Annotated in this window: 24 protein-coding genes; 13 read left to right on the forward strand and 11 right to left on the reverse strand. The window is 71.9% G+C overall.

The window, feature by feature from the left end; all coding sequences use genetic code 11:
• Positions 1 to 22 precede the first annotated feature (22 nt).
• The gene (locus tag ACIBU0_RS18370) at positions 23 to 1,174 is read left to right on the forward strand and encodes an acyl-CoA dehydrogenase family protein (protein WP_398819040.1); all 1,152 of its coding nucleotides are present in this window, start codon (positions 23 to 25) and stop codon (positions 1,172 to 1,174) included.
• Entirely contained in the window at positions 1,174 to 2,223 is a 1,050-nt protein-coding gene (locus ACIBU0_RS18375) for an alcohol dehydrogenase catalytic domain-containing protein (RefSeq protein ID WP_398819043.1), read from the forward strand. The genes ACIBU0_RS18370 and ACIBU0_RS18375 overlap by 1 nt, the downstream gene beginning before the upstream one ends.
• A 36-nt stretch (positions 2,224 to 2,259) precedes the next feature.
• Here ACIBU0_RS18375 and ACIBU0_RS18380 read toward each other — a convergent pair whose 3' ends face one another.
• On the reverse strand, positions 2,260 to 3,306 hold the full coding sequence (locus ACIBU0_RS18380; RefSeq protein WP_398819640.1) for a GlxA family transcriptional regulator: 1,047 nt from the start codon (positions 3,304 to 3,306) through the stop codon (positions 2,260 to 2,262).
• Positions 3,307 to 3,449: 143 nt separating this feature from the next.
• Here ACIBU0_RS18380 and ACIBU0_RS18385 point away from each other — a divergent pair, with 143 nt between their 5' ends.
• Entirely contained in the window at positions 3,450 to 4,781 is a 1,332-nt protein-coding gene (locus ACIBU0_RS18385; RefSeq protein WP_398819046.1) for an MFS transporter, read from the forward strand.
• 94 nt (positions 4,782 to 4,875) lie between these two features.
• Here ACIBU0_RS18385 and ACIBU0_RS18390 read toward each other — a convergent pair whose 3' ends face one another.
• From ACIBU0_RS18390 to ACIBU0_RS18415, 6 genes are all read right to left on the reverse strand, one after another.
• Positions 4,876 to 6,009 carry a TRM11 family SAM-dependent methyltransferase gene (locus ACIBU0_RS18390; protein WP_398819049.1) on the reverse strand — a complete coding sequence of 378 codons (1,134 nt, stop codon included), beginning with the start codon at positions 6,007 to 6,009 and terminating at the stop codon, positions 4,876 to 4,878.
• 301 nt (positions 6,010 to 6,310) lie between these two features.
• Positions 6,311 to 6,916, reverse strand: coding sequence for a flavin reductase family protein (locus ACIBU0_RS18395; protein ID WP_398819052.1), 606 nt, complete (start codon positions 6,914 to 6,916; stop codon positions 6,311 to 6,313).
• A 136-nt stretch (positions 6,917 to 7,052) separates the two neighbouring features.
• Complete coding sequence (locus ACIBU0_RS18400; RefSeq protein ID WP_398819054.1) at positions 7,053 to 7,877, reverse strand: enoyl-CoA hydratase/isomerase family protein; 825 nt, start codon at positions 7,875 to 7,877, stop codon at positions 7,053 to 7,055.
• A gap of 37 nt (positions 7,878 to 7,914) precedes the next feature.
• Positions 7,915 to 10,140, reverse strand: a complete 2,226-nt coding sequence (locus tag ACIBU0_RS18405) for an acetate--CoA ligase family protein (RefSeq protein WP_398819057.1) — start codon at positions 10,138 to 10,140, stop codon at positions 7,915 to 7,917.
• A gap of 199 nt (positions 10,141 to 10,339) precedes the next feature.
• Complete coding sequence (locus ACIBU0_RS18410; RefSeq protein WP_398819060.1) at positions 10,340 to 11,797, reverse strand: flavin monoamine oxidase family protein; 1,458 nt, start codon at positions 11,795 to 11,797, stop codon at positions 10,340 to 10,342.
• 224 nt (positions 11,798 to 12,021) lie between these two features.
• A complete protein-coding gene (locus tag ACIBU0_RS18415; protein WP_398819062.1) occupies positions 12,022 to 13,233 on the reverse strand; it encodes a flavin-containing monooxygenase in 1,212 nt (403 codons plus the stop codon).
• Positions 13,234 to 13,613: 380 nt separating this feature from the next.
• Between ACIBU0_RS18415 and ACIBU0_RS18420 the strand changes: the two genes are divergently transcribed.
• From ACIBU0_RS18420 to ACIBU0_RS18435, 4 genes are read left to right on the forward strand one after another with little or no spacing between them, the layout of a single operon-like run.
• A complete protein-coding gene (locus ACIBU0_RS18420; RefSeq protein WP_398819065.1) occupies positions 13,614 to 14,042 on the forward strand; it encodes a hypothetical protein in 429 nt (142 codons plus the stop codon).
• A gap of 59 nt (positions 14,043 to 14,101) precedes the next feature.
• Positions 14,102 to 15,391 carry a magnesium transporter gene (locus ACIBU0_RS18425; protein WP_398819068.1) on the forward strand — a complete coding sequence of 430 codons (1,290 nt, stop codon included), beginning with the start codon at positions 14,102 to 14,104 and terminating at the stop codon, positions 15,389 to 15,391.
• A complete protein-coding gene (locus ACIBU0_RS18430) occupies positions 15,388 to 15,975 on the forward strand; it encodes a hypothetical protein (RefSeq protein WP_398819071.1) in 588 nt (195 codons plus the stop codon). Before ACIBU0_RS18425 ends, ACIBU0_RS18430 begins: the two co-directional genes overlap by 4 nt.
• Complete coding sequence (locus ACIBU0_RS18435; RefSeq protein WP_398819074.1) at positions 15,972 to 16,721, forward strand: ATP-binding cassette domain-containing protein; 750 nt, start codon at positions 15,972 to 15,974, stop codon at positions 16,719 to 16,721. Before ACIBU0_RS18430 ends, ACIBU0_RS18435 begins: the two co-directional genes overlap by 4 nt.
• A gap of 40 nt (positions 16,722 to 16,761) precedes the next feature.
• Here the strand turns inward: ACIBU0_RS18435 and ACIBU0_RS18440 are convergent, their stop codons facing one another.
• Positions 16,762 to 17,022 (reverse strand): hypothetical protein, encoded by a 261-nt coding sequence (locus tag ACIBU0_RS18440; protein WP_398819077.1) that lies wholly within the window; start codon positions 17,020 to 17,022, stop codon positions 16,762 to 16,764.
• A gap of 114 nt (positions 17,023 to 17,136) precedes the next feature.
• Between ACIBU0_RS18440 and ACIBU0_RS18445 the strand changes: the two genes are divergently transcribed.
• The 6 genes from ACIBU0_RS18445 (at position 17,137) to ACIBU0_RS18470 (ending at position 20,890) form a co-directional block, all read left to right on the forward strand.
• Positions 17,137 to 17,526: a hypothetical protein gene (locus ACIBU0_RS18445; protein ID WP_398819080.1), complete on the forward strand. Its 390-nt coding sequence runs from the start codon at positions 17,137 to 17,139 to the stop codon at positions 17,524 to 17,526.
• 125 nt (positions 17,527 to 17,651) lie between these two features.
• Positions 17,652 to 18,101, forward strand: coding sequence for a DoxX family protein (locus ACIBU0_RS18450; RefSeq protein WP_398819083.1), 450 nt, complete (start codon positions 17,652 to 17,654; stop codon positions 18,099 to 18,101).
• Positions 18,098 to 18,544, forward strand: a complete 447-nt coding sequence (locus ACIBU0_RS18455; protein ID WP_398819086.1) for a Zn-ribbon domain-containing OB-fold protein — start codon at positions 18,098 to 18,100, stop codon at positions 18,542 to 18,544. The genes ACIBU0_RS18450 and ACIBU0_RS18455 overlap by 4 nt, the downstream gene beginning before the upstream one ends.
• Positions 18,545 to 18,559: 15 nt before the next feature.
• Positions 18,560 to 19,270, forward strand: coding sequence for an MOSC domain-containing protein (locus ACIBU0_RS18460; protein WP_398819642.1), 711 nt, complete (start codon positions 18,560 to 18,562; stop codon positions 19,268 to 19,270).
• 46 nt (positions 19,271 to 19,316) lie between these two features.
• On the forward strand, positions 19,317 to 19,940 hold the full coding sequence (locus ACIBU0_RS18465; protein ID WP_398819088.1) for a GNAT family N-acetyltransferase: 624 nt from the start codon (positions 19,317 to 19,319) through the stop codon (positions 19,938 to 19,940).
• Between the two features lie 74 nt (positions 19,941 to 20,014).
• Positions 20,015 to 20,890 (forward strand): GNAT family N-acetyltransferase, encoded by an 876-nt coding sequence (locus ACIBU0_RS18470; RefSeq protein ID WP_398819091.1) that lies wholly within the window; start codon positions 20,015 to 20,017, stop codon positions 20,888 to 20,890.
• Between the two features lie 141 nt (positions 20,891 to 21,031).
• On the opposite strand, the gene ACIBU0_RS18475 is transcribed toward ACIBU0_RS18470, so the two are convergent.
• The 3 genes from ACIBU0_RS18475 to ACIBU0_RS18485 are packed head-to-tail and all read right to left on the reverse strand — an operon-like array spanning position 21,032 to position 23,355.
• Positions 21,032 to 21,697 carry a pyridoxal 5'-phosphate synthase gene (locus ACIBU0_RS18475; RefSeq protein ID WP_398819094.1) on the reverse strand — a complete coding sequence of 222 codons (666 nt, stop codon included), beginning with the start codon at positions 21,695 to 21,697 and terminating at the stop codon, positions 21,032 to 21,034.
• 27 nt (positions 21,698 to 21,724) lie between these two features.
• Positions 21,725 to 22,150, reverse strand: a complete 426-nt coding sequence (locus tag ACIBU0_RS18480; protein WP_398819097.1) for a pyridoxamine 5'-phosphate oxidase family protein — start codon at positions 22,148 to 22,150, stop codon at positions 21,725 to 21,727.
• 32 nt (positions 22,151 to 22,182) lie between these two features.
• The gene (locus ACIBU0_RS18485) at positions 22,183 to 23,355 is read right to left on the reverse strand and encodes a thiolase C-terminal domain-containing protein (protein ID WP_398819100.1); all 1,173 of its coding nucleotides are present in this window, start codon (positions 23,353 to 23,355) and stop codon (positions 22,183 to 22,185) included.
• Between the last annotated feature and the right edge of the window lie 8 nt (positions 23,356 to 23,363).

The raw sequence follows: 23,363 nt of genomic DNA on the forward strand, positions 1-23,363 counted from the left end.
GACCGTCGCTTAGGAGGATGCCGTGGACTTTGGATTCACCGCTGAAGATGAGGCGTTTCGGGCGGAGGTCAGGGCGTGGCTCGCCGAGCACGCCGAGACCGGTCAGGATCGCCGCGTGTGGGAACGCACGCTGGGGAAGGCCGGCTGGATCGGGCTCGGCTGGCCCGAAGGCGGGTACGGCAATCGGACGGTCGGCCTCACCCAGCAGGTCGTCTGGGCCGAGGAGTACGCCCGGTCCGGAGCGACGCCGCGCTCCGGGCATATCGGGGAGAACCTACTGGCGCCTACCCTCCTTGCCCATGGGTCCGACGAGCAGAAGAACCGGTTCCTCCCGCCCATCGCGGCCGGGGAGGAGCTCTGGTGCCAGGGGTACAGCGAACCCGGTGCGGGTTCCGATCTCGCTGGGGTCCGTACGAAAGCCGAGCGCGCCTCGGACGGGACGTACCGCGTCAGCGGGCAGAAGATCTGGACCTCTCTCGCGCATGAGGCCGACTGGTGTTTCGTGCTGGCCCGGACCGAGCCGGAGTCCCGGCGGCATCACGGGCTGAGCTTTTTGCTGGTTCCCATGGATCAGCCGGGGCGTATCGACGTGCGGCCCATCCGTCAGATGACCGGCACGAGCGACTTCAACGAGGTCTTCTTCGACGGAGCGCACGCGCGCGTGGAGCACGTCGTCGGGGGTGAGGGCGCGGGATGGAAGGTGGCGATGAGTCTGCTCGGGTTCGAGCGGGGGGTCTCCACGCTCGCCCAGCAGATCGGTTTCGCGGCGGAGCTGGGCCGGGTCGTGCGGGCTGCCGTACGGTCCGGCGCCGTGGATGATCCCGTGGTGCGGGAGCGGCTCGTGCGGCAGTGGGCCGAGCTGCGGGTCATGCGGTGGAACGCCCTGCGGACGCTCGGGAGTCCGGGGAACGCGGGGGCGCCGAGTGTGGCCAAGCTGCTGTGGGGCGGCTGGCATCAGCGGCTCGGGGAGCTGGCGATGCAGGTGCGGGGCGCGGCGGCGGGGGTCGGGCCGGTGGCGTGGTCGCCCTCGGCGCCGTACGAACTCGACGAGGCGCAGCAGCTGTTCCTGTTCTCCCGGGCCGACACCATCTACGGCGGATCGGACCAGGTGCAGCGCACGATCATCGCCGAGCGGGTGCTCGGACTGCCGAGGGAACCCAAGGGGGCTGTGTGATGCGCGGCGTGGTGTTCGACGGGAAGCGGGTCGAGGTCGCCTACGACCTGGAGGTGCGGGACCCGGGGCCGGGTGAGGTACTGGTCGCGATCTCGGCGGCGGGGTTGTGCCACAGCGACCTGTCCGTGGTGGACGGGACCATACCTTTTCCGGTTCCTGTGGTGCTGGGGCATGAGGGTGCCGGGGTGGTGGAAGCGGTGGGTGTGGGGGTCACCCATGTCGTGCCGGGGGACCATGTGGCCCTGTCCACGCTCGCCAACTGCGGTACCTGTGCCGAGTGCGACCGGGGGCGGCCGACCATGTGCCGGCAGGCCATCGGACGGCCCGGGCAGCCGTTCGAGCGAGGGGGGCGGCCCGTCTTCCAGTTCGCGTCGAACTCCGCGTTCGCGGAGCGGACCGTGGTGAAGGCCGTGCAGGTGGTGCGGATCCCGAAGGACATTCCCCTGCCGTCGGCCGCGCTCATCGGGTGCGGGGTACTGACCGGGGTCGGCGCCGTGCTCAACCGGGCGAAGGTGGACCGCGGGGACAGCGTGCTCGTGATCGGGACCGGGGGGATCGGGCTCAACGTCCTTCAGGGGGCGCGGATCGCGGGCGCGCTGCGGATCGTCGCCGTCGACGCCAACCCGGCGAAGGAGGCGGTGGCACGGCAGTTCGGGGCGACCGACTTCCTGACCTCGGTGGAGGGGGTGCGGGAGCTGCTGCCCACCGGGGCGGCCCATGCCTTCGAGTGCGTGGGGCGGGTGGAGTTGATCCGGGCGGCCGTCGATCTGCTCGACCGGCACGGGCAGGCGATTCTGCTGGGGGTTCCGCCGGCCGGCGCCGAGGCGTCCTTCGTCGTGTCCTCCATGTACCTGGACAAGTCGATCCTGGGATGCCGGTACGGGTCGTCGAGGCCGCAGCGCGACATCGCGCTGTACGCCGAGCTGTACCGGGAGGGGCGGCTGCTGCTCGACGAGCTGGTGACGCAGACGTATCCGGTCGAGGAGTTCGAGCGGGCGGCGGCGGACGCGGAGGCGGGGAAGGTGGCTCGCGGGGTGCTCACCTTCTGAGGGAGCACCCTGGCGGGCACGCTCCGGTCGGGCGGCTCACGTGCCGTTGCGGAGCTGGACGGCGGCGGTGCCTCCGGCGCGGAAGGTGCGCCGATAGCTGGTGGGTGTGACGCCGAGGGCCGCCTGCAGGTGCTGCCGCATCGACTGGGCGGTGCCGAAGCCGGCGTCCCGGGCGACCTGGTCGACGGACAGGTCGGTCGACTCCAGCAGGTGCCGGGCGTGTTCCACCCGCTGCTGGGTGAGCCACTGGCCGGGGCTGACGCCGACCTCCTCGCGGAAGCGGCGCGTGAAGGTCCGTACGGACATGGCCACCTGGTCCGCCATGTCGCGCAGTTGGATCGGCTCGTGCAGGCGGCCCAGGGCCCAGGCCCGGGCCGTGGTCGTGGACGCCTGCTGGAGGCCGGGGACCGGGCGGTGGATGTACTGGGCCTGGCCGCCGTCCCGGTGGGGCGGTACGACCGTGCGGCGGGCCACGTCGTTGGCGATCGCCGTGCCGTGGTCGCGGCGGACCATGTGGAGGCACAGGTCGATCCCGGCCGCCACGCCGGCCGAGGTCAGCACGTCGCCGTCGTCGATGAACAGGACGTCCGGGTCGACCTCGATCTGCGGGAAGAGCTCCTGGAAGTGCTCGGCGTCCGCCCAGTGCGTGGTGGCCGGGCGGCCGTCGAGCCGGCCGGCGGCGGCGAGGACGTAGACGCCGGTGCAGATGGAGGCGAGCCGGGTGCCGGGGCGGATGTGGGCGAGGGCGGCGGCCAGTTCGTCGGTCAGCACGCCCTCCTCGAAGACCGGGCCGAGCTCGTACGACGCCGGGACGATGACGGTGTCGGCGGTGGCCAGGGCCTGGGGGCCGTTGCCGACGTGGATGGCGAAGTCCGCGTCGGTCTCGACCGGGCCCGGCGGCCGGATCGAGCAGGTGACGACCTCGTACAGGTGCCGCCCCTGCGCGTCCTTGGGGCGGCCGAAGATGCGGTGGGGGATGCCCAGTTCGAAGGGGAGGATGCCGTCGAGCGCGAGGACGACGACGCGGTGCGGACGGAAGGGTTCCGGCGCGGCGCAGGCGGCGCCGCCGCCGACCGTGTCCATGTCCCGGCCCTGGTGCATGGCCCGATCCGCAGACGTGCCCCGATCCGTAGACGTGTCCCGATCCATACGCATGGCCCGATCCTAGCGAATGCTGTCCCTCGGGCCACTCGTTTCGGGTCACCGCAGGCCCGAAGCTCTATGGCGTGACCCAGACGAGCGAGGCAGCAGCCACCGCAGAGGACAACCGGCCGATCAAGAAGCACCGCCCCCGGCGGAGCCGCACCGTGTCACTGCACCGGGCGTGGTTCGTCGCCGCCGTCGCCTTCGTGACGATCACCGGCGCCGCCGCCTTCCGTTCCCTGCCGGGCCTGCTCATCGACCCGCTGCACGAGGAGTTCGGCTGGTCGCGCGGCACGATCGGGGCCGCGGTCTCCATCAACCTGGCCCTGTACGGCCTCACCGCCCCCTTCGCCGCCGCTCTGATGGACCGCTTCGGCATCCGGCGGGTGGTCGCGGCCGCGTTGACCCTGATCTCGATCGGCTCGGGCCTGACGGTGTGGATGACGGCGGCCTGGCAACTGCTGCTGTGCTGGGGCCTGCTCGTGGGCCTCGGCACCGGTTCGATGGCCCTGGCCTTCGCCGCGACCGTCACCAACCGCTGGTTCACCGAGCGGCGCGGCCTGGTCACCGGCATCCTCACCGCCGCCTCGGCCTCCGGCCAGCTGATCTTCCTGCCGCTGCTGTCATGGATGATCACCAGGCTGGACGACTGGCGCCCGGCCGCCGTCACGGTCTCCCTCGCGGCCCTCGCCGTGGTCCCGCTGGTCTGGCTGCTGCTGCGCGACCATCCGGCCGACGTGGGCGTGAAGCCGTACGGCGCCACGGAGTTCGTGCCCAAGCCGGACCCGGTGCAGGGCGCCGCGCGCCGGGCGGTGAAGGTCCTCTTCTCTGCCGCCCGCACCGGCCCCTTCTGGCTGCTGGCCGGCACCTTCGCGATCTGCGGCGCCTCCACCAACGGCCTCGTCCAGACCCACTTCGTGCCCGCCGCCCACGACCACGGCATGCCCGTCACGGCCGCCGCCTCACTGCTCGCGGTCATCGGTGTGTTCGACGTCGCCGGCACGGTGTTCTCCGGCTGGCTCACCGACCGCTTCGAGCCGCGCCGGCTGCTCGCGGTGTACTACGCGCTGAGGGGTGTCTCGCTCCTCTTCCTCCCGATGCTGCTCGCCCCGAGCGTCCACCCGCCGATGATCTTCTTCATCGTCTTCTACGGCCTCGACTGGGTCGCCACCGTCCCGCCCACCGTCGCCCTGTGCCGGGAGCAGTACGGCGACGACAGCGCGATCGTCTTCGGCTGGGTCCTCGCCTCCCACCAGGTCGGCGCCGCGCTGGTGGCCGTCCTCGGCGGGGTCGCGCGGGACGTCTTCGGTACGTACGACATGGTCTGGTACGCGTCGGGGGCGCTGTGCGCGGCGGCGGCGCTGATGTCGCTGGTGATCCGGCGGCGTACGGCGCCCGTGCCCGTGGCGGCCTAGGGCCGGTCCCGAGGGCTTCCGCCCGGCACGCCGAGAGCACGCACCCGACGCCGCCCGGCCCGCCCTTCGGACGGACGACGGGACTGTGCCGGCCCTAGCGGGCCGCCGCTTCCCGGCGGGCGCGAGAGCGTCGCCCGTCGCGTTGGCGTTCGAGCCGGACCAGTAGGGGACGGCTGCCGAAGAGGCTCAGTTGCTGCACGTGGACGGGGGTCAGACCGAGTGCCAGAGCGTGGCCGAGTCCGCGTGCCTCGGGCAGCAGCAGGATCGCCCGTCCCTCGTCGGTGAGGACACGGGCGAGTTCGTGCCACCAGCGCTCCGGGTGCCCGGCGAGGCGTCCGCCCGCGTCGACCTGCGCTCCCCACGGCGGGTTGCACAGCACGCGGTCGATGCTGCGGTCGGCGACGGGGAGAGCGCCGGCGTCACCGTGCTCGACGGCGACCGGGAGCGGCCCGGCGTTCTGCCGTGCCGCCCGGCGCGCGGCCGGATCGAGATCGAACCCGAGCAGCGTGACGCCCGGCACCGTGTGGTGGGCCTCGATGAGCAGCGTCCCCGCTCCGCAGCATGGATCCAGCACCCGCTGGCCCGGACGCAGTTCGGCCGCCTGGGCCATGGCGGCGGCGACCGGAGGATGCAGCGTGCCCGGAACGGTCGCGTTCTTGTAGACGCGCCGGTGGGCCGGGCGCCCGCCCAGGCGCAGCAGCAGGGTGGCGTGGCCGCCGTCCAGCGTCAGCCGCCACCCGCTGTGGCCGGGCGGCGGCGGCTCGCCGTGCCGGCGCGTGTGGTAGGGCACACCGGCGCGCTCGGCCAGCACCCGGCCGACGGTGTCCTCGATGTCGTAGCGGTTGTACGTCCTGCGCCCGAGGAAGGACGCCGAGACCTCGATCCCGCCGAAGACGGCCGGACCGCCGCGCGTCCGGCGTTCCCGCGCCAGGCCTTCCAGATCGACCGCACGGGCCAGCTCGGCCAGGCCGGCGAGGTCGTTCTTGTGCGGGCCGATGTCGTCCTGGCGGCGGGCCAGGAGGAAGACGTCGTCGGCGGTCCGCAGCCGCGGCTCGCCGTCGCTGCTGCCGCCGTGGCCGGTCCAGGTCTCGTTCCTGGCCCAGGTCCGGAAGCCCACCTCACGGTGGCCGATCCAGTCGATGGCCGCGGAACCCGTCCGCAGAATCTCCGTGCCGAGAGCGGGCTCCAGCCCGCGTACGCACCGCGCCACCAGGCGCGCCGCCGTCACGAGACGGTCGGCGTGCCGGGACGCGGGTGTCGGACGGACATACGCCGTGTGCGCATGATGCCGTTTTCTCCCACGTCGCAGCCCGGGACGGTGGACGACCGTCCCGCATCGTCGGCGCCGGGTGGATCCGCGTCCTGCCGACGGAGCGGCTAGCGGAGGTGGAAGAAGTACGTCATGATCCAGCAGCGTATCAGCGCACCCAACGGGAGTCGCGCGCACAGTGATTGAGCGGGGTCGACCGATGGCAGGCCGCGCCGGGGCGGCCCCACCGGCCGGCGCGGACTCTTCGGCGGAGGCCGACCTAGAGGAACCGCCCCTTGTGGAACAGCAGCGGTGCCTCGTCGCCGTCGCTCGCTCCCAGGGCCTCCACCCGGCCCACCACGATCAGATGGTCGCCCCCCGTGTGCACCGCGTGGATCGTGCAGTCGATCCACGCGAGCGTGCCCGCGAGGCGCGGGGAGCCGGACACGGGAGCCGCGTCGTAGACGACACCCGCGAACTTGTCCGCGCCGCTCACCGCGAAGGCACGGCACAGCTCGCCCTGGCCGGCGCTCAGGACGTTCACGCAGAAGACGCCCGCGCGGGCGATGCGCGGCCATGTCGTCGACGTACGGCCGACCATGAAGGCGACCAGGGGCGGGTCGAGGGAGAGGGAGGAGAAGGACTGGCAGGCGAAACCGGCGGGGGAGCCGGCGCCGTCTGCGGAGGGTGCCGTGACAACGGCCACGCCCGTCGCGAAGTTCCCCAGGACACGCCGGAACTCCGCCTGCCCGACCGGCGCCCGCTCGTCCTCGCCGACGCACCGCAACTCCGGGCGCGGCAGCACTTCGACGGGCTCCCGTTCGGCAGCTGCTCCGACCGACCTGAGGTAGCGGACGGCGGCGGCCGCCATCCCTGCGTGTCCCATCACGCCATCCATTGAAGCTGACGGAGCGTCAGATCGGAAGGGGGTGGGGTGCGCGGAGTGCGGAGTGCGGGGTGGAGGTGCGGGGTGCGGGGTGCGGAAGACCCTTGCGCAGGCCGCAACCGCGGCGGCCGGTGCCTCATCGGCCCTTGTACTCGGCGCTCCTGCGCTCCACGAAACTCGCCACGCCCTCCCGGGCGTCCTCCGTGGTCATGTTGATCTCCTGCGCGGCCGCCTCCGCGGCGAAGGCGGTGGTGCGGTCGGTGTCGAGGGAGGCGTTGACGAGCTGTTTGGTCAGGGCGAGGGCGCGGGTGGGGCCGGTGGCGAGGCGTTCGGCCCACTCGCGGGCCGCCTTGGCCAACTCCCCCTCCGGCACGACCCGGTTGACCAGGCCGAGGCGCTCGGCGTCCGGCGCGGTGAGCGCGTCGCCGAAGAACATCAGCTCCTTCGCCCGCTGCGGGCCGATCAGGCGGGGGAGGAGATAGGCGCCGCCGCCGTCGGGGACGAGGCCGCGCCGGACGAACACCTCGATGAACTTCGCGGACTCGGCGGCCAGTACGAGGTCGCAGGCGAACGCCAGATGCGCGCCGAGGCCGGCCGCCGTGCCGTTCACCGCCGCGATCACCGGCTTCTCGCAGTCGAGGACGGCTGCGATCAGGCGCTGGGCGCCGAGACGGATCGTGCGGGCGACCTCGCCGGGGACCCGCTCACCGGCGGTCGCCGATCCGCCCCGCAGATCGGCCCCGGCGCAGAAACCGCGGCCCGCCCCGGTCAGCACGACGGCCCGCACACCGGGGTCGGCGGAGGCGTCGGCGAGCAGTTGGATGATCCGATCTCGCTGGTCAGGGGTGATGGCGTTGAGTGCCTCGGGCCGGTTGAGGGTGATGCGGCAGACCTGATTGTCAGTGGCCTGCTGTACCAATGAATCAACGGAACTTCCGGGCACACGGGGGGAATTGGGCATGTTCATCTCATCGTTCGTCTCATGGCCGGCGGGCATCTCAGCGGCACACCACCAGCGCGTCCAGCGCCACCGCGCCCTGCCCCCTGGGCAGCACCATCAGCGGGTTGATGTCGAGCTCCGCGAGGTCGTCCTCCAGTTCCAGGGCCATGCGCTGCACCCGCAGGACGACTTCGACGAGCGCGTCGAGATCCGCCGGCGGACGCCCCCGGACCCCGTCGAGGAGGGCCCGCCCGCGCAGTTCGGCGAGCATGTCCCGGGCCTGCTCCTCACCGAAGGGCGGCACCCGTACGGCGGTGTCGCCCAGCACCTCCACGAGCACCCCGCCGAGCCCGACCGTCACGGTCGGCCCGAACAGCTCGTCGTGCGTGGCACCGACGACCATCTCGACGCCCCGCTCGACCATCTGGCAGACGAGGACGCCGTCCAGGGAGACGTCCTCGTAGCGGGCGATGTCGGTCAGCTCCCGGTAGGCGTCGCGGACCTGGCTGGCGGAGGTCAGCCCGATCTTCACCAGGCCCAGCTCGGTCTTGTGGGCGATGCGCGCACCGGACGCCTTCATCACCACGGGGTAGCCGACCAGCCCCGCGGCCCGTACGGCCGCCGCCGCACTGGTCACCAGCTGCTCGCGCGGTACGCGGATGCCGTACGCCCGCAGCAGCTGCTTCGCCGCGTGCTCGCTCAGCTGCTGACCCGGGCGCATCAGTGGCTGCGCCTTGCGGAAGGAGGGGGACGGGGTGCGCGGCGCCCGGTCGAAGGGGGAGCGGTAGCCGGTGACGAAGCGGTGGTGGTCGAGGTAGGCGCGGACGGCGGTGATGCAGTTCGCCACCGTGCGGAAGGTGGCCACGCGCGAGGAGCCGAGCAGTACCTCGCGGTATGCCGGCTCGGTGCCGACCGGCGACCCCCACACCACGCAGACCAGCTTGTCCGTCCGCTCGGCCGCGTCCACGAGGTCCTGGACGAGCCGGTCGCTCAGCGGCGGGAAGGGGCCGGTGACGGGGCAGATCAGCACCCCGACCTCGGGGTCGTCGAGGATCGCGTCGATGATCTTCCGGCCGCGCCAGTCGCCGACGGGATGGCCGCCGTTGTCGACCGGGTTGGCCACGCTCAGGTACTCGGGTATCCACTGGTGCAGCTCGGCCTGCTTGGCCTGCGACAGCACCGGCAGCCTGAGCCCCGCCTCGGTCGCCAGGTCGGCGAAGTGCGCGCCCGTGCCGCCCGAGATCGAATAGACGGCGACGCCGTCGGCGCGCGGCGGCTTCGCGCGGGCCAGCAGGGTGGCGGTGTCCTGGAGTTCGTCCAGGCCGTCGACCCGGATCACCCCGTACTGCCGCATCGCCGCGTCCACCACCGCGTCCGCGCCGGTCAGCTTGCCGGTGTGTGAGGCGGCCGTGCGGGCGCCGGTCTCGGTGCGGCCCACCTTGACGGCGACCACCGGCACCCCGCGGCGGGCGGCGCGGTCGGCGGCGAGCAGGAAGGAGCGGCCGTCCTTCAACCCCTCGACATAGCAGGCGATGGCGCCCACCTCGGGCCGCTCGGCGAAGTAGGAGATGAAGTCGGCGGTCTCCAGGTCGGCCTCGTTGCCGGTCGGCGCCCAGTGGCTCAGGCGGATGCCGAGCTCCTGGAGAGCGAAGAGGGGGCGGCCCTGGTGGCCGGACTGGGTGATGAGCGCGATCGCGTCACCGTCGAGATCGTCCCGGAACCGCTCGAAGGCGTTGAGGTTGGTGTTCGGTCCGAGCAGCCGCATCCCGGACCGCTCGACGACCGCCGCGAGCCGCTCCTGGGCGGCCGCGCCCTCCTCGCCGGTCTCCGCGAAACCGGAGGCGAAGACGACGGCGAACTTCGCCTTGGCCTCGGCCAGTTCCTCGATCACCGGAAGAGGGTCGGCGACCAGCAGCACGGCGAGATCGACCTGTTCGGGCAGGTCGGCGACGGAAGGAGAGCAGGGGATGCCGAAGACGGACGGGCGGTTCGGGTGCACCGGATGGAGCCGGGCGCCGACCCGCTCGGACCAGGCGATCAGCTGGCGGGTGACGCCGGTGTTCGGCCGGCCCTCGGCGTCCGAGGCGCCGATCACCGCGACCGACTCCGGCCGGAAGAAACGGTCCAGATCGGGCACGTCGGAGTACAGGGGACGGCCGCTGACGTCGAGATCGTCGACCTCGGCCGGCCGGCCGTGGACGGCGGGCCCGGGCTGTTCGCCGCAGGCGATGACCCGGGCCCGGCGGGAGTCGGTGGTGAGGGTGCCGTGGGTTGATCCAAGCATCGGTCCGCCCGCTCCTGTGTGACAGCGATTAACTGACGCAGTGTCAGATTAAAGGAACTGACGCCCTGTCAGGAACGGCTGTGCACGCAAAGTTGGGGACGGTGACGCGCCGGGCGAACTCCGCGCGGGGCCGCGCCGAGTCCGCGCGGGGCCGCAGCGAGCCCGCGCCGAGTCCGCAGCGAGCCCGCGCCGGGCACGCTCACAGCACCGCCAGCACCTCCTTCGCCACCCGCTCGCCCGACCGCACCGCCCCGTCCATGAAGCCCATCCAGTAGGTGGAGGTCTCCGTCCCGGCCCAGTGGATGCCGCCGACGGGCCGGCGCAGGGCGGGGCCGTACTGGGTCAGGACGCCGGGCGCGGCGATGGAGACGGGGCCGCCGCGGGTGTAGGCCTCGTTGTTCCAGCGTTGCAGGACGAAGGAGGTGGGGGAGGCCGCTTTCGCGCCGAAGTAGGTCGTGTAGTCCTTGAGCACGGCCGCCCGGACCTCCGCCTCGCTCGCCCCGTCCAGCTTGCGTGCCTCGTCGGCCTCGATGAAGCCCATGAGGGCGCCGTAGGAGGCGTCGGGCGGCGAGTTGTCGAAGGTGGAGCTGATCACGCCGCTGTCGCTGACGACCTGGCCGTTGAAGCCGTCGGCGCGCCAGAAGGGGGTGTCGTAGATCGCGATCGCCTTGCCGACCGAGGCCATCGGCAGGCGCTGGGTGAGCTGGTCGCGGGCGGCCGGCAGGAGGGGATCGTAGGTGATGCGGGCGGCGAGGGGCGGGGGTACGGCGACGACGACCTTCCTGGCGGTGACGGTGATGCCGTCGGCCGTCACGGCGTACTTGCCGCCGGATCGGGTGATCGTGCGCACCGGGGCGTTCAGCACCACCCGGTCGCCGAGCGTGGCGGCGAGTCTGACCGGCACCAGCTGGGAGCCGCCGACGAAGCGCAGTTCCTGGGCGCCGTTCGCGGTCTCGGTGAGGCGTTCCAGGGTGCCGGGGTTGGAGGCGTTGCCGGCGGCGGCGATGTAGAAGAGGACGAAGAGGAAGGAGAGCTCGCGGGGTTCGGCGGAGAAGATCGACGTGCAGGCCACGTCGAAGAGGAACTTGGCCGACGGGACGACGGCGTTGGCGCGCAGCCAGGTCTCGAAGGTCTGCCGGTCCCATTCGTCGGCCTTGGCGGCGGTCCAGGGCGCGTCGACCGGGATCTGCTTGGCGAGGTCGTCGAGCGTGGCCTGCACGATCGCGGCGTTGGCGAGCCCGGCCGCGTCGATGGGCGGGACCGAGCCGAGGATGCCGTCGGTGGCGTAGGGGGTTTTCTTGCCGTCCTTGTAGAGGAGGTTGTTGCCGGCGTTGTAGGTGGCGAAGGTCTGCACGCCGAGCGAGTCGGCGAGGGCCTTGATGCGGTCCTGGGTGGGGCCGATGAACTCGCCGCCGCCCTCGGTGACGCCGCCGCCCGCCAGGTTCAGGCCCATCACCCGGCCGCCCACGCGGTCGCGGGCCTCCAGGACGACGACCGTCCTGCCGGCCGCCACCAGATCGCGGGCCGCGGTGAGCCCGGCCAGGCCGGCGCCGACGATCGCGACGTCCGCCTCCCGGGTGGCCGCCGCGGACGCCGTACCGGCGCTGGTCGCGGTGAGGGTCGCGGCGCCTGCAGCGGCGGCCGCGCCGCCGAGCAAGGAGCGGCGGGAGAGCCGAGCGGGGTGAGGCGTTCGGGAGGTCCGGGGGGTTCGGGGGAGCTGTCTTTCGCTTGCCACGTGCGTCCTCCGTCGGGGCGAGAGGGTGCGGAGCAGAAAAGTTGAACAGTGCTCACATTCTGGCCCCGTGCGGCAGCGCGGTACAGCTCTCCCGTCACAACTGACCCGTAAGTAACAAGAGAGATACGTAAGAGAGTTGAGGGTGTCTACGTCACCGGAAGCCGGGAGACCCGCCGTCCGCGGTCGCCTGCGACGGCCTTGGCTATCTTCTGGGCGTCGATCGCCATTTCGCGGAGATTGCCGCTGATGGGGTTGGTGAAGCCGGTGAAGTACAGGCCGGGGGCGCCGGCCGGGGTGCGGGCGCCTTGGACGACCGGCTTGCCGCGCTCGTCGAGGACGTCGAGATGGCCCACGAGGTCCTCCAGCGCACGGACGTATCCGGTGGCCGCGATGACGGCGTCCGGCGAGACGCGGGTGCCGTCGGCGAGGACCACCTTGCCGTCCTCGAAGCCGTCGACGGCGGCCACGATCTCGATGCGCCTCTTGCGCACGGCGTCGATGAGGCCGACATCGAGGACGGGGATGGCACCTTCCTTGACCCGGCTGTAGAGGCCGGTGTCCGGGCGCGGCAGTCCCTGGGCCGACAGGTCCGGCACGCTGAGCTTGGCCACGGGCCGGGCCAGCCGGTCGACCAGGCCGACCGGCAGCCGCCGTACCAGGATGCTGGTGAACTGCGCGGCCCACCCGGCGGTGGAGCGGCGCACGATGTGCGGAGCCGTCCGCACCGACAGCCGCACCCGCTCCGCCCCGCCCTCCACGAGGTCGACGGCGATCTCGGCACCGGTGTTGCCGACGCCGACGACCAGGACGTCGCGGCCGGTGTAGGGCGCCGGGTCGCGGTACTCGCCGGCGTGCAGGAGCTCGCCGCGGTAGGTGTCCCGGCCCGGCCAGTCCGGGAGGCGCGGGGTGTGGTTGTGGCCGGTGGCCACGACGACGGCGGCGCCGGTCAGTTCACGGCCGCCGGTGGCGTGCAGCAGCCAGCCGGAGCCGTCCGGCGAGGGCTCCACGCTGGAGACCTCGACGCCGGTGACGATCTCCAGATCGTGGTACTCGGCGTACTTCTCCAGGTAGCGCACCACGTCGTCCCGCGCCACCCAGCGCCCGAAGCGGCGCGGCATCGGCAGCCCGGGCAGGCCCGACAGCCGTCGGGTGGTGTGCAGATGGAGCCGGTCGTAGTGGCGTCGCCAGGAGGCGCCGACCCGGTCCGACTTCTCCAGCACGACGGCGCGCAGGCCCCGGGCGCGCAGCGCGTAGGCGACGGAGAGGCCGCCGGGGCCGCCGCCTATGACATAGACGGGACGGTCGGAGGCGGGGCGGTCCGTGGCGGGGCGGTCCGGGCGCTGGGGGGTGTCGGCCATGGTCGCGAGCGTAATCACGCAGCCGCTTGATGGGTCTCGGTCAAGACCGGAATTGGTTGCGGATCGATCACGGCTGTGGGAGGGGTGGGTGGGGTCTGTGGCGTAGGTCTCGTGGTTGTGGGGGGTGGGTGGATGTGGCGCGAGTCCGGACATGAAAGGGCATGCGGATGCTGTCCGGGGCACAGGTCCCGGCGCCCGCCGATGCGGTGTCCGGCTGCCGGGAGGTGCGGCGGCGACGCAGCTCAACAGCCGGACGGAGCAGGCGATATGCGTGTTTGATCTTGGCTGACACTCGGCGGGGGCGGTGTTACAGTCACCCAGCCTTTCGGTCTCCTGTTCGAGGGGGCCTCGACGACCGGAAGGGCAAGGAGGGGATTCCTTTGTCGGGAAGACGTCTGCGTAAGTTCGGTGTTGTCGCGGGTGCTGCCGCCGTACTCACGGTCGCCACCAGCTCGGTGGCCTGGGCCAACTGGAGCAAGTCTCCTTTCAGCCTGGTCCAGGGGACCACTTCCCAGCAGTGGGTCGACGAGGAGTACAACGAGTTCCACTTCACCGGCTGCGACCAGGCGGGAACTTCGAACAGCGTGGATGTGGCGCTGTGGCAGCAGATCGACTGGGGAAGCGACGTGAAGCACGACACGTCGACGCTCACCAACTGCTTCAAGGGCTCTGGCTACACGAGCACGGCCACCGAGTCCAACCTCCCCTACGACAGCTACTACCTCGAGATCACCAAGCTCGGTTCGGGCTGCGGGGCTTGCACGGGTGCGGCTGACAAGGTCAGCGTGGACACGACCCTGGCTGACTGATCCTGCCGGGCCGCCGCACGGCGTGCGGCGGCCCCGGTTTCTTCTCTCTTCGAGGGTTCATGCGCTTCTCCTCCGCTCTTCGCTCGCATCCGGCCGTGCTGGCCTTTCCGCTGATCGGCCTCTTCTTCGCCTTCGTCTTCCTCACCAGTACCCGGCACATCGAGAGGCTCATCGCCGTCCCGTGGCCCGCACAGGTCGCGTCGTACGCCGTGCACGCCCCGTTCCCGATGGCCGCCGCGGCGGTGGCGGGCCTGTCCGCGGTGGAGGCGACCCGGCTGCGTGCCCTCGGGACCTGGGAGTTGGGCAGTGCGCGCCCCACGTGGCGCGTCGCGGCGCAGCCCGTCCTCATCGCCGTACTCTCCCTGTCGGTCCTCACCGCGGGCGTCACGGCCGGTGGGCTGTGGGTGGTCGGAGTCCTTCCCGATGTGTATGTGCTGCACCTGATGGCGATCGTCGTCGTCCTGCTCACCGCCCACGCCGTCATCGGGTTCGTCATAGGCCGCCGGTTCCACGCTCTGTACGCCGCGCCCGCCGTGGCCGTGGCGGTGTTCCTCGGGATCAGCTTCCCGCTGGGGACCGACAGTTACTGGGCGCACCACGTCACCGGCTCCATCGCCTGGCTGGGGTTCGGTGAGGCGTACTCGCCGGCCATGACGGCAGCAGCACTCCTGCCGACGGTCTGTCTGGCCATCGCCTGTGTCGTGCTGGCGGGACCCCGGCGTCTGCGCGTCACCTCCGTCGCCGCCTCGCTCGTGATCGCCGTCGGTGGCCTGCTCGGCGCATACGGCATCACCAAGGACTGGCGCTCGATCGCCCCTGCCGCCGCGGGTTTCGCGCCCGTCACCTGCGAGGGGAAGATGCCCGAGGTCTGCCTTCCGTCAGCCGGCTCCGAGCACATCAGGGACATCCAGGCCGGACTCGCCGACATGACAGGCAAACTGCAGGCCAAGGGCATCATCATCGAAAGGCCCACCCGCATCACCGACGTCAGTGTGGCCGATGTCCGGCAGCTCGACACCAGGGGCGAACACTGGGCACTCGACCTCGTGCCCGGCACCGCGGACAAGGTGCTCCGGGAGAACATCGCCATCTCCGTCGTCGGAATTCCCTGTGCGAATCCGGACTGGAACGCTCTGCACTACAACACGCTCTGGGCCGCTCGGACGGCAGGGGTGGAGAGCGAGTACCTCGCCTGGCTGTCCCACGAGACCCAGCAGTTCGGACAAGGGCAGAGCCGAGAGCAGCTCCTGGCGGAGACGGCCCGGGTGAGCAAGCTCCCCTTGCAGCAGCAGAAGGTCTGGTACGCCGACCGGCTCCGCGACGCCTGCGCGGCAGGTCCCCGCCCATGATCTGGTGGCTGCGCCAGCGCGGCGCCCTGGGCCTGCTGCCCGGTGCCCTGGTGGCCTTCGTCCTGAGCGTCGGACTCACTCTGGACGTGGTCGTCGTGTTCCCCGCGTTCCTGGGGGACTACGCGGTGCCGACGGAGCTCAGCAACTTCCTCTGCCTCATCCCCTCCGTCGCCCTGGTCGTCTGCCTCGAACGGCGGCTTCCCGCCGTGGAACGCTCCGCCGTCCGCAGGCTCCACGCCAGGGACATCGCGCTGGTCGCGGGTTTCGCCGTGCTCGTGTCCGCGGTGGCCATGGCGATGTCCCCGCTCGGCGCGGAAGCGATGTGGACGGCCGCACGCAACAACCTGCTCTTCTGCGGACTCGCGCTGGGCGCCTGGCCGTTGCTCGGACACCGGGCGACCCTGCTTCCCGTCTTCTGGATGATTCACTCCATGTTCCTCGGCGGCCGGAGTCTCGACGACCCCTACCCCTGGGTGATCGTCACGGAGAAGGCGCACGTCGCGTACGCCGCCGCAGGCGCCGCCGCTGTCTTCCTGGCCGGAGTCGTCTCCCTCATCTGTTTCGCACCAAGGACCGACCGATGACTGTGCTGCTCGACCGTGTGACCTTCGGCTACCGCCGCTGGACCCGCCCCGTCCTGTGCGACTTCACCTATGAGGTCCCCGGGCAGGGCCTGACGATCCTGCTCGGCCCCAACGGGGCGGGAAAGTCCACCACGATGGCCCTGCTCGCCGGCACGGTCGACCCGAAGGCGGGTCGCGTTCTGTTCGGCGGCACGGAGCTCACCTCCGCCAGCCGTGAGTACCGCCGCCACGTGGCCTGGCTTCCTCAGCGCGTGCCCACCTCACGGCAGTTGAGCGCCCGCGAGTACGTGGCCTACGTCGCCTGGCTGAAGGGCGAGAGCCGCCCCGGTGCGTGGGAGCGCGCCGGAGCAGCCCTCGACCAGGTCGGCCTCGCCGAGCACGCCGGCCGGAAGACGGCAAGCCTGTCCGGCGGGCAACTGCGCCGCGTCGGCATCGCCTGCGCCCTCGCCCACGACGCGCGCGTGATCCTGCTGGACGAGCCGACGGCCGGGCTCGACCCGCACCAGCGCACGGTCTTCCGTGACGTACTGCGGGAGGTCGCCGCGAAGACCCCGGTGCTCATGTCGACGCATGACATCGCCGACCTGGCCGACGAAGCCGACACCGTCACCCTCATGAACGAGGGCAGGGTTCTCCACCACGGCGGGACGAAGAGCTTCCTGGACCACGCGCGCTCCGACGCCGCACCCGCGCGCCGGGCCGAGTCGGCGTACTCCGTCCTCATGGGGCTGGACGGCTCGCAGTGACCGCGCGGGCGCCGGCGCGGACCGCAGGGCGCACCCGCGCTCACTCGGCCGCCGACGCCCCCGTCAGATAGTCGAGGTCCGGGTCGGGCGGCCCGCAGTGCAGGATCGCGTCCACCGCCGGCCACAGCTCCCTGGGCACGGGGTAGCAGTGCAGCATCCAGGGGTCGTCGGGATCCGGCGTGATCAGTTCTCGCAGCCGGAGCAGCTGCGTGCGGCTGATGGGATGCTCCGTGACCAGGGTGTCGTCCGCCTTGCTGAAACCCTCCAGCATCCAGACGGCATCGGGCGCTTCAGAGGACATCCCGTGATCTTAGAGCGTGCGTGCCGCAGCGCTCCGGGTCCGGCTCATGTACTCGGGTGGGACTGAGTACTTGCGCTCTGGGCGGCGAGGGGGCGGGACGCGAATGCTGGGAGCATGAGTCAAGGACTACGGAATCCCGCTTCCCAGCTGTTGCCCATCGTCGTGCTCGCCGGTCTGTCGCTGGCCGGGTGGGCCGCCTGGCTGGGCTGGGACCAGCGGCGGGATGTGCATCCCGACGGCTCGACGACCGGCCCGTACGAGGCGTGGCAGGTGATCGGGCTGGTGCTGACCCTGTTGATACCGGTGATCTGGGCGGCGTCCCGGCGCCACGGCGCGGGCGCGGTGCTCGGCACGACGATCGGCCTCACCGTCGCGGCCTATTACGACTGGTCCGACGACGCCAGCGGTCTGTTCGTGGTCGGCGTGGGGATGGTCATGGCGGGAAGCCTCGCCGCGACCGCCGCCGTCTCCGCCGTGACCGGCCTCGTCAAGCGGCCGGGCTGAACGACGCCGGGCCCGGACAGGGGCGACGGCGAGGCTCGAAGTGGCGTCGGACGCCCGCACGTCGGATTCATTCCGGACGCACGGACGATTGTCAGGCCCGCCTGATCTGACGTACCGTCAGATTCATGGACGCGATCTGGCTCACAGGTGCGGAATGGCTGGCCGTGCTCCGTATGGGCCTCGGGCTGTGGTGGCTGGAGAGCTGGCGGCACAAGGACAAGAAGAGCTGGTTCGAGGGGGCCGGGATCGCCTGGGCGGCGGACGTGGCGGCCAAGCACCGCTGGAACGCCGTACGGTCCGGCTTCGAGGTCGTCGTCGCCCCGCGCCCGCGGACCATGGCGTACGTCGTCCTGTACGCGGAACTCGCCCTCGGACTCGGCCTCGTCCTCGGGTTCCTGACCCCCGTCGCGCTCGTCGGCGGGCTGCTGCTCAACGGCCTCTACTTCGGCCTGATGATCCACGACTGGGCCGAGCAGGGGCAGAACTCGATGATGGCGCTGATCTCGCTGGTCGCGCTGTTCGGGATGTCGTGGCAGCAGTGGTCGCTGGACAGCGCGCTGGGGCTGTTCCGATGAGCGGCGCGCGAGTCGGCGACGGCCGGAGTGCCGGCGCTCCGCGCTTCGACGTCCCCGAGGCCGACGCCTTCACGCGCACGTACTGGGACGCTGCGGCCGAAGGGACGCTGCTCGTCCGGGAGTGCCGAACCTGCGGACGTGTCCACCACTACCCGCGCGAGTTCTGCCCCCACTGCTGGAGCGAGGATGTGGCCTGGCGGCCCGCGAGCGGCCGCGCCACCCTCTACACCTGGTCCGTCGTCCACCGCAACGACCTGCCGCCCTTCGGGGCCCGGACGCCGTACGTCGCCGCGGTCGTCGACCTCGCGGAGGGGCCGCGGATGATGACCGAGGTCGTGGAGTGCGCGGACGCCGGGCGGCTGCGGGCCGGGATGGGCCTGGAGGTCGCCTTCCGGGACGGGGCGCCGGTGTTCCGCGTCACTGAGTTCCGAAAGGGAACTTAGAATGAGGGCGTGAGGATGAACCTGGGCACCATCGAGCGGATCTGGCGGTACCCGATCAAGTCCACGGGCGGAGAGCGGCTGGAGTCGGTCGCTGTGGACGAACGGGGTCTGCTGGGCGACCGGCTGTACGCGGTGCGGGACGGTGAGGGCAGGTTCGGCTCGGGCAAGAACACCCGCCGGTTCCGCAGGATGCCCGGCCTGCTGCGGCTGCGCTCCCGCTACCCGAAAGCGGAATCCCCGGCCGAGCCCGAACTGCTCGACCCGGACGGCACACCGGTCGCCGACGCCACCGCCTATCTGCGCCGTTACCTGCGGCGCGACGACGTCGAGGTGGCCCGCGAGGAATCCGTCCCGCACTTCGACCAGCTTCCGCTGAGCGTGCTGAGCACAGCCACCCTCGACCGGATGCGCACGGCCCTCCCGGGCATCCCGGTCGACGAGCGCCGCTTCCGCCCGAACCTCCTCATCCGTACGCCACCCGGCACCCCGCCCTTCGTGGAGGACCAGTGGCTCGGCGCCCAGGTCCGCCTCGGCCCCACCGCGTGCGTGACGTTCGTGCGCTCCAGCGAACGCTGCGTCATGGTCAACGAGGCCCAGCAGGAACTGCCGCACTCCCCCTTCGTGCTGAAGACCGTCGCCCGGCTGCACGCCATGCGCCTGGACGCGCTGGCCACCGTGACGCAGCCGGGCACCGTCCACGTCGGGGACCCGGTCGTCCTGATCTGACACCGACCGCACTCCGTCCCGCGGCAGAGCCGGTTTGATTACCCCCATGACGCACACCTCGCCGACGCCCGGCATACGACCCTCCGCCCACCCCCTCCCCGACCTGCACGGGCACGGCCTGCGCCTGCGTCCCTGGGACGTGGACTCCGAGGCCGACGTCGACGCCTGGTTCCGGGGGCGCACCGACCCGGACTTCCGGCGCTGGAACACACCGCTGAAGATCACCACGGACCTCGACAGCGCCCGTGACTCGCTGCGAGACGCGGTACGGAACGCGGCGGAGGGCACTGCGGCGGCGTACTGCGTCACCGACGCGGCGACCGGCGCGCCCCTCGGCCACACCGGCGTCAATGTCATCAACTCGCTCATGGGCTACGGGCGCGTCGGCTACTGGGTGCTCCCCGAGGCCCGCGGCCGCCGTGTCGCCACGCACGCGCTCACCCTCACCGCCCGCTGGGCCCTCACCGGGCCGGGCCTGGGCCTGCACCGCCTCGAACTCGACCACGCCCTCGGCCACGACGCCTCCTGCCGCATCGCCGAGCGGTGCGGTTTCCGGTACGAGGGGACCCTGCGGGGCGCGATGTGGGAGGCGGGGCGGCACGACGCGTACCGGGACATGCATCTGCACGCACGACTGGCGACGGACCCGGACCCGGACGTCAACCTGTAGGGGGGCTTGTATCGGCTTCGTGTCCACGGCGGAAAACGGTGCACAACCTCCGCGCGGACGCGGGATCATGGGGTATGCGCCCGGACGACTGGTACTGCACCCAGGACCTCACCGGTTTCCTGACCCACGCCGGAGGCTTCCTGCGCTCACGGCCCGACCTGCACACCGTCGCCCTGACGGTGACCGAGACGCTGCGCACGAGCGGGCTGCGCGCGTACGGCGACGAGGCGCCCGTCTTCGGTGTGCTGGAGCTGGGCGGGCAGGTGCGGGCCGCCTACTTCCGCACCCCGCCCTACCGGCTCAACGTCACCCCCCTCACCCCCGACGAGGCCGACGCGCTCGCCGCCCACCTGGTGGCCCTCGGCCACTCGGTCCCCGGTGTCATCGCCGCCCGCGAGACCGCCGAGGCCTTCGCCGCGGCCTGGCGCCGGCACGCGGGCGGCCGGGGCCTCGTCCGGCAGCGTCAACGCCTGTACCGGCTCGGCAACTTGACCGTCCCGCGGCCTCTCCCCGCGGGCCGGGCCCGACTCGTGGGCAAGGAGGACCGGGAGCAACTGATCCGCTGGTACGGCGAGTTCGTCGACGCGGTCGGCGATCACGCCGCCCGCAACGCCGCCGGCTGGGCCGACTCGCGCATCGCCTACGGGGGCGTCACCTTCTGGGAGCGCGAGGACGGCACGCCCGTCTCCATGGCCGGCGTGACCCCGGTGGTCGCCGGCCAGGTCCGGGTCGCCCCGGTCTACACCCCGGCCCAGCTGCGCGGACGCGGCTACGCGGGCGCGGTCACGGCAGCGGTCAGCCGGGCCGTGCTCACCTCCGGCGTCCGCGAGATCCTGCTCTTCACGGACCTGGCCAACCCGACGAGCAACAGCCTCTACCAGCGCATCGGGTACCGGGCGGTGGCCGACTTCGCGGCGTACGACTTCCGGGGGAGCCGGGACTTCCTGTGACCGGCGTTCCCGGTGGCCGGCGCCTGCCGGATCGTCAGCCGCAGAAGGCCCGGTCCACCAGCGCGTCCACAGCGTCGTCGAGTCCCCGGCGGGCGGAGGGCGGCTCGTCGCCGTATCGGGCCGGGGGCTGTCCCCAGGTGCTCAGGGCCAGAGCAGCTCCTTGGCCCACCCCGCCTCCGTACGGCGGTAGACGAGCCGTACGTGCCGTCGCGCGGCGTCGCCCTGGAAGAACTCCACCTCGTCGGGGCGCAGTCGGTAGAGGGTCCAGGACGGGACGGGGGCGTCCGGCTCACGCTGAGCCCGGTCCCAGGCCGCCTGCGACTCCCGCCGCATCTCCTCCACGGAGGACAGCACTTCGCTCTGGCGGCCGGTCAGCGCGGCGGCGAGAGCGCCGGTCGAGCGGGCGTGCAGGTCGGCCTGGGACTCGGCGGACGGGGCGCTCGTGACCGGGCCGCGGACGCGCACCTGACGGCCCTGCACCGCCCAGTAGAAACCGAGGGCCGCGTACGGGCGGGCGGCGAGCTGGCGTCCCTTGCGGCTGCCCACATGCGTCGCGAAGGACCAGCCGGACGCGTCGGCGCCGTGCAGCATCACCGTCCGTACGTCAGGCAGGCCCTCCTCGTCGGCGGTCGCGAGGGACATCGTGTGAGGCTCCACCTGCCCTGCCGCGACCGCCTGCGCGAACCAGGCCGCGAAGAGGGCGAGCGGGTCGGCGGGCGCGGTGGCCGGGTCGAAGTCCGGCAACTCGGTGACCGCCGGGTCCCACACCCGAAGCGACCTCAGCAGCTCATGAAGATCGGTTCCCATGCCCCGATTGTCGCGTGCGGCACCCGCTCACACCTGCCCGAGGTCCGACGACACCCACCGCTCGGGCCGCAGATGGACGACGACCTGCTCACCGTGGTTCTTCCAGGCGAAGTCGACATAGCCGTCGACCTTCTCGGCCGGGAGGTAACGGGCCGAGATCTCCCGGAGCTGTTCCAGGGTGGCGGGGGTCGTCCTGATGACCGGTCCCTCGACCGACACGTACCGGATGGTGGGTTCCAGCCGGTCGATCATCAGGGAGAAGCGGCCCGCCGCCTGGATCAGCCGGTTCTTCCGGGAGTCCAGCCCGGTCATGATCCATACGTCGCCGCCGGGCTCGTACTGGTACCAGATCGGCACGGTCAGCGGAGCGCGCCCCGCGCCCGCGTCGACCGCCAGCGCGGCGATATGGGGCTCGGACAGGAACTGTTCACGCTCTTCGCGGGTCAGGGCCATGCCTGTTTCCTCCCGATGTGGTCTGGACAGTCTCAATCCCTGCCCAATACCAACGTCCCCGACGAGCAGAACCATCCCCCGGTCGCCGAAGCCACCCCCAGCCGCGGCAACTCCCCGCCCCGCCCCCGCACCTGCCGGTCCCCGCCCTCGCCCCGCAGCTGCCGTACGGCCTCCACGACCAGGAACAGCCCCCGCATCCCGGGGTGCTGGGCGGACAGCCCGCCCCCGTCCGTGTTGACCGGCAGCTCCCCGCCCCGCACCAGCAGCCGCCCCTTCTCCACGAACGCCCCGCCCTCGCCCTTCCCGCAGAAACCGAGGTCCTCCAAGGTCACCAGCGTCATGTAGGTGAAGGCGTCGTAGATCTCCGCGAAGTCGACCTCCTCCGGCCGCACCCCGGCCCGCTCGAAGGCGAGCCGCCCGCTCACCGCCGCCGGACCCGTCGTGAAGTCGGGCCACTCGGACATCGCGGCGTGCGAGACGTGCTCCCCGGTGCCGAGCACCCACACGGGTGCCGTACGGCAGTCCCGTACGAACTCCTCGGCGGCCAGCAGCACCGCCGCCCCGCCGTCGGAGCGGATGCAGCAGTGCAGCTTGGTGAAGGGATCAGCGATCAACGGCCCGCCCAGCACGTCGTCGACCGTGATCGGGTCGCGGAACATGGCCTCGGGGTTCAGAGCCGCGTTCGCCCTCGCCTGGACCGCCACCTCCGCCAACTGCTCGATGGTCGTGCCGTGTTCGATCATGTGGCGGCGGGCGGCCATGGCGTATTTGGCGATGAGGGTGTGGCCGTACGGGACCTCGAACTGAAGCGGGCCGCGGGCGCCGAAGGAGAGATTCCCCGTGCGCCGCCCCGCCTTGATGTCCGCGCGGGCCGTCGAGCCGTAGACGAGGAGTACGGCGTTCGCGTGGCCCCTCGCGATCGCGTCCGCCGCGTGGGCCGCCATGACCTCCCAGGTGGAGCCGCCGACGGAGGTGGAGTCGACCCAGGTGGGGCGCAGACCCAGGTACTCGGCCACCTCTACGGGGGCGAGGGTGCCGAGCCCGGCGGACGCGAAGCCGTCCACCACCTCCCGGCCCAGCCCCGCGTCGGCCAGGGCACGGCGGGCAGCCTGGGCGTGCAGGGCGTACGGGGTCGCGTCGTCCACCCGACCGCAGTCGGACAGGGCCACGCCGACCACGGCGACTTTCCGGCTTCCCGGAGTCATGAGAGGCC

The organism is Streptomyces sp. NPDC049627 (assembly GCF_044465645.1).
Lineage (GTDB): Bacteria > Actinomycetota > Actinomycetes > Streptomycetales > Streptomycetaceae > Streptomyces.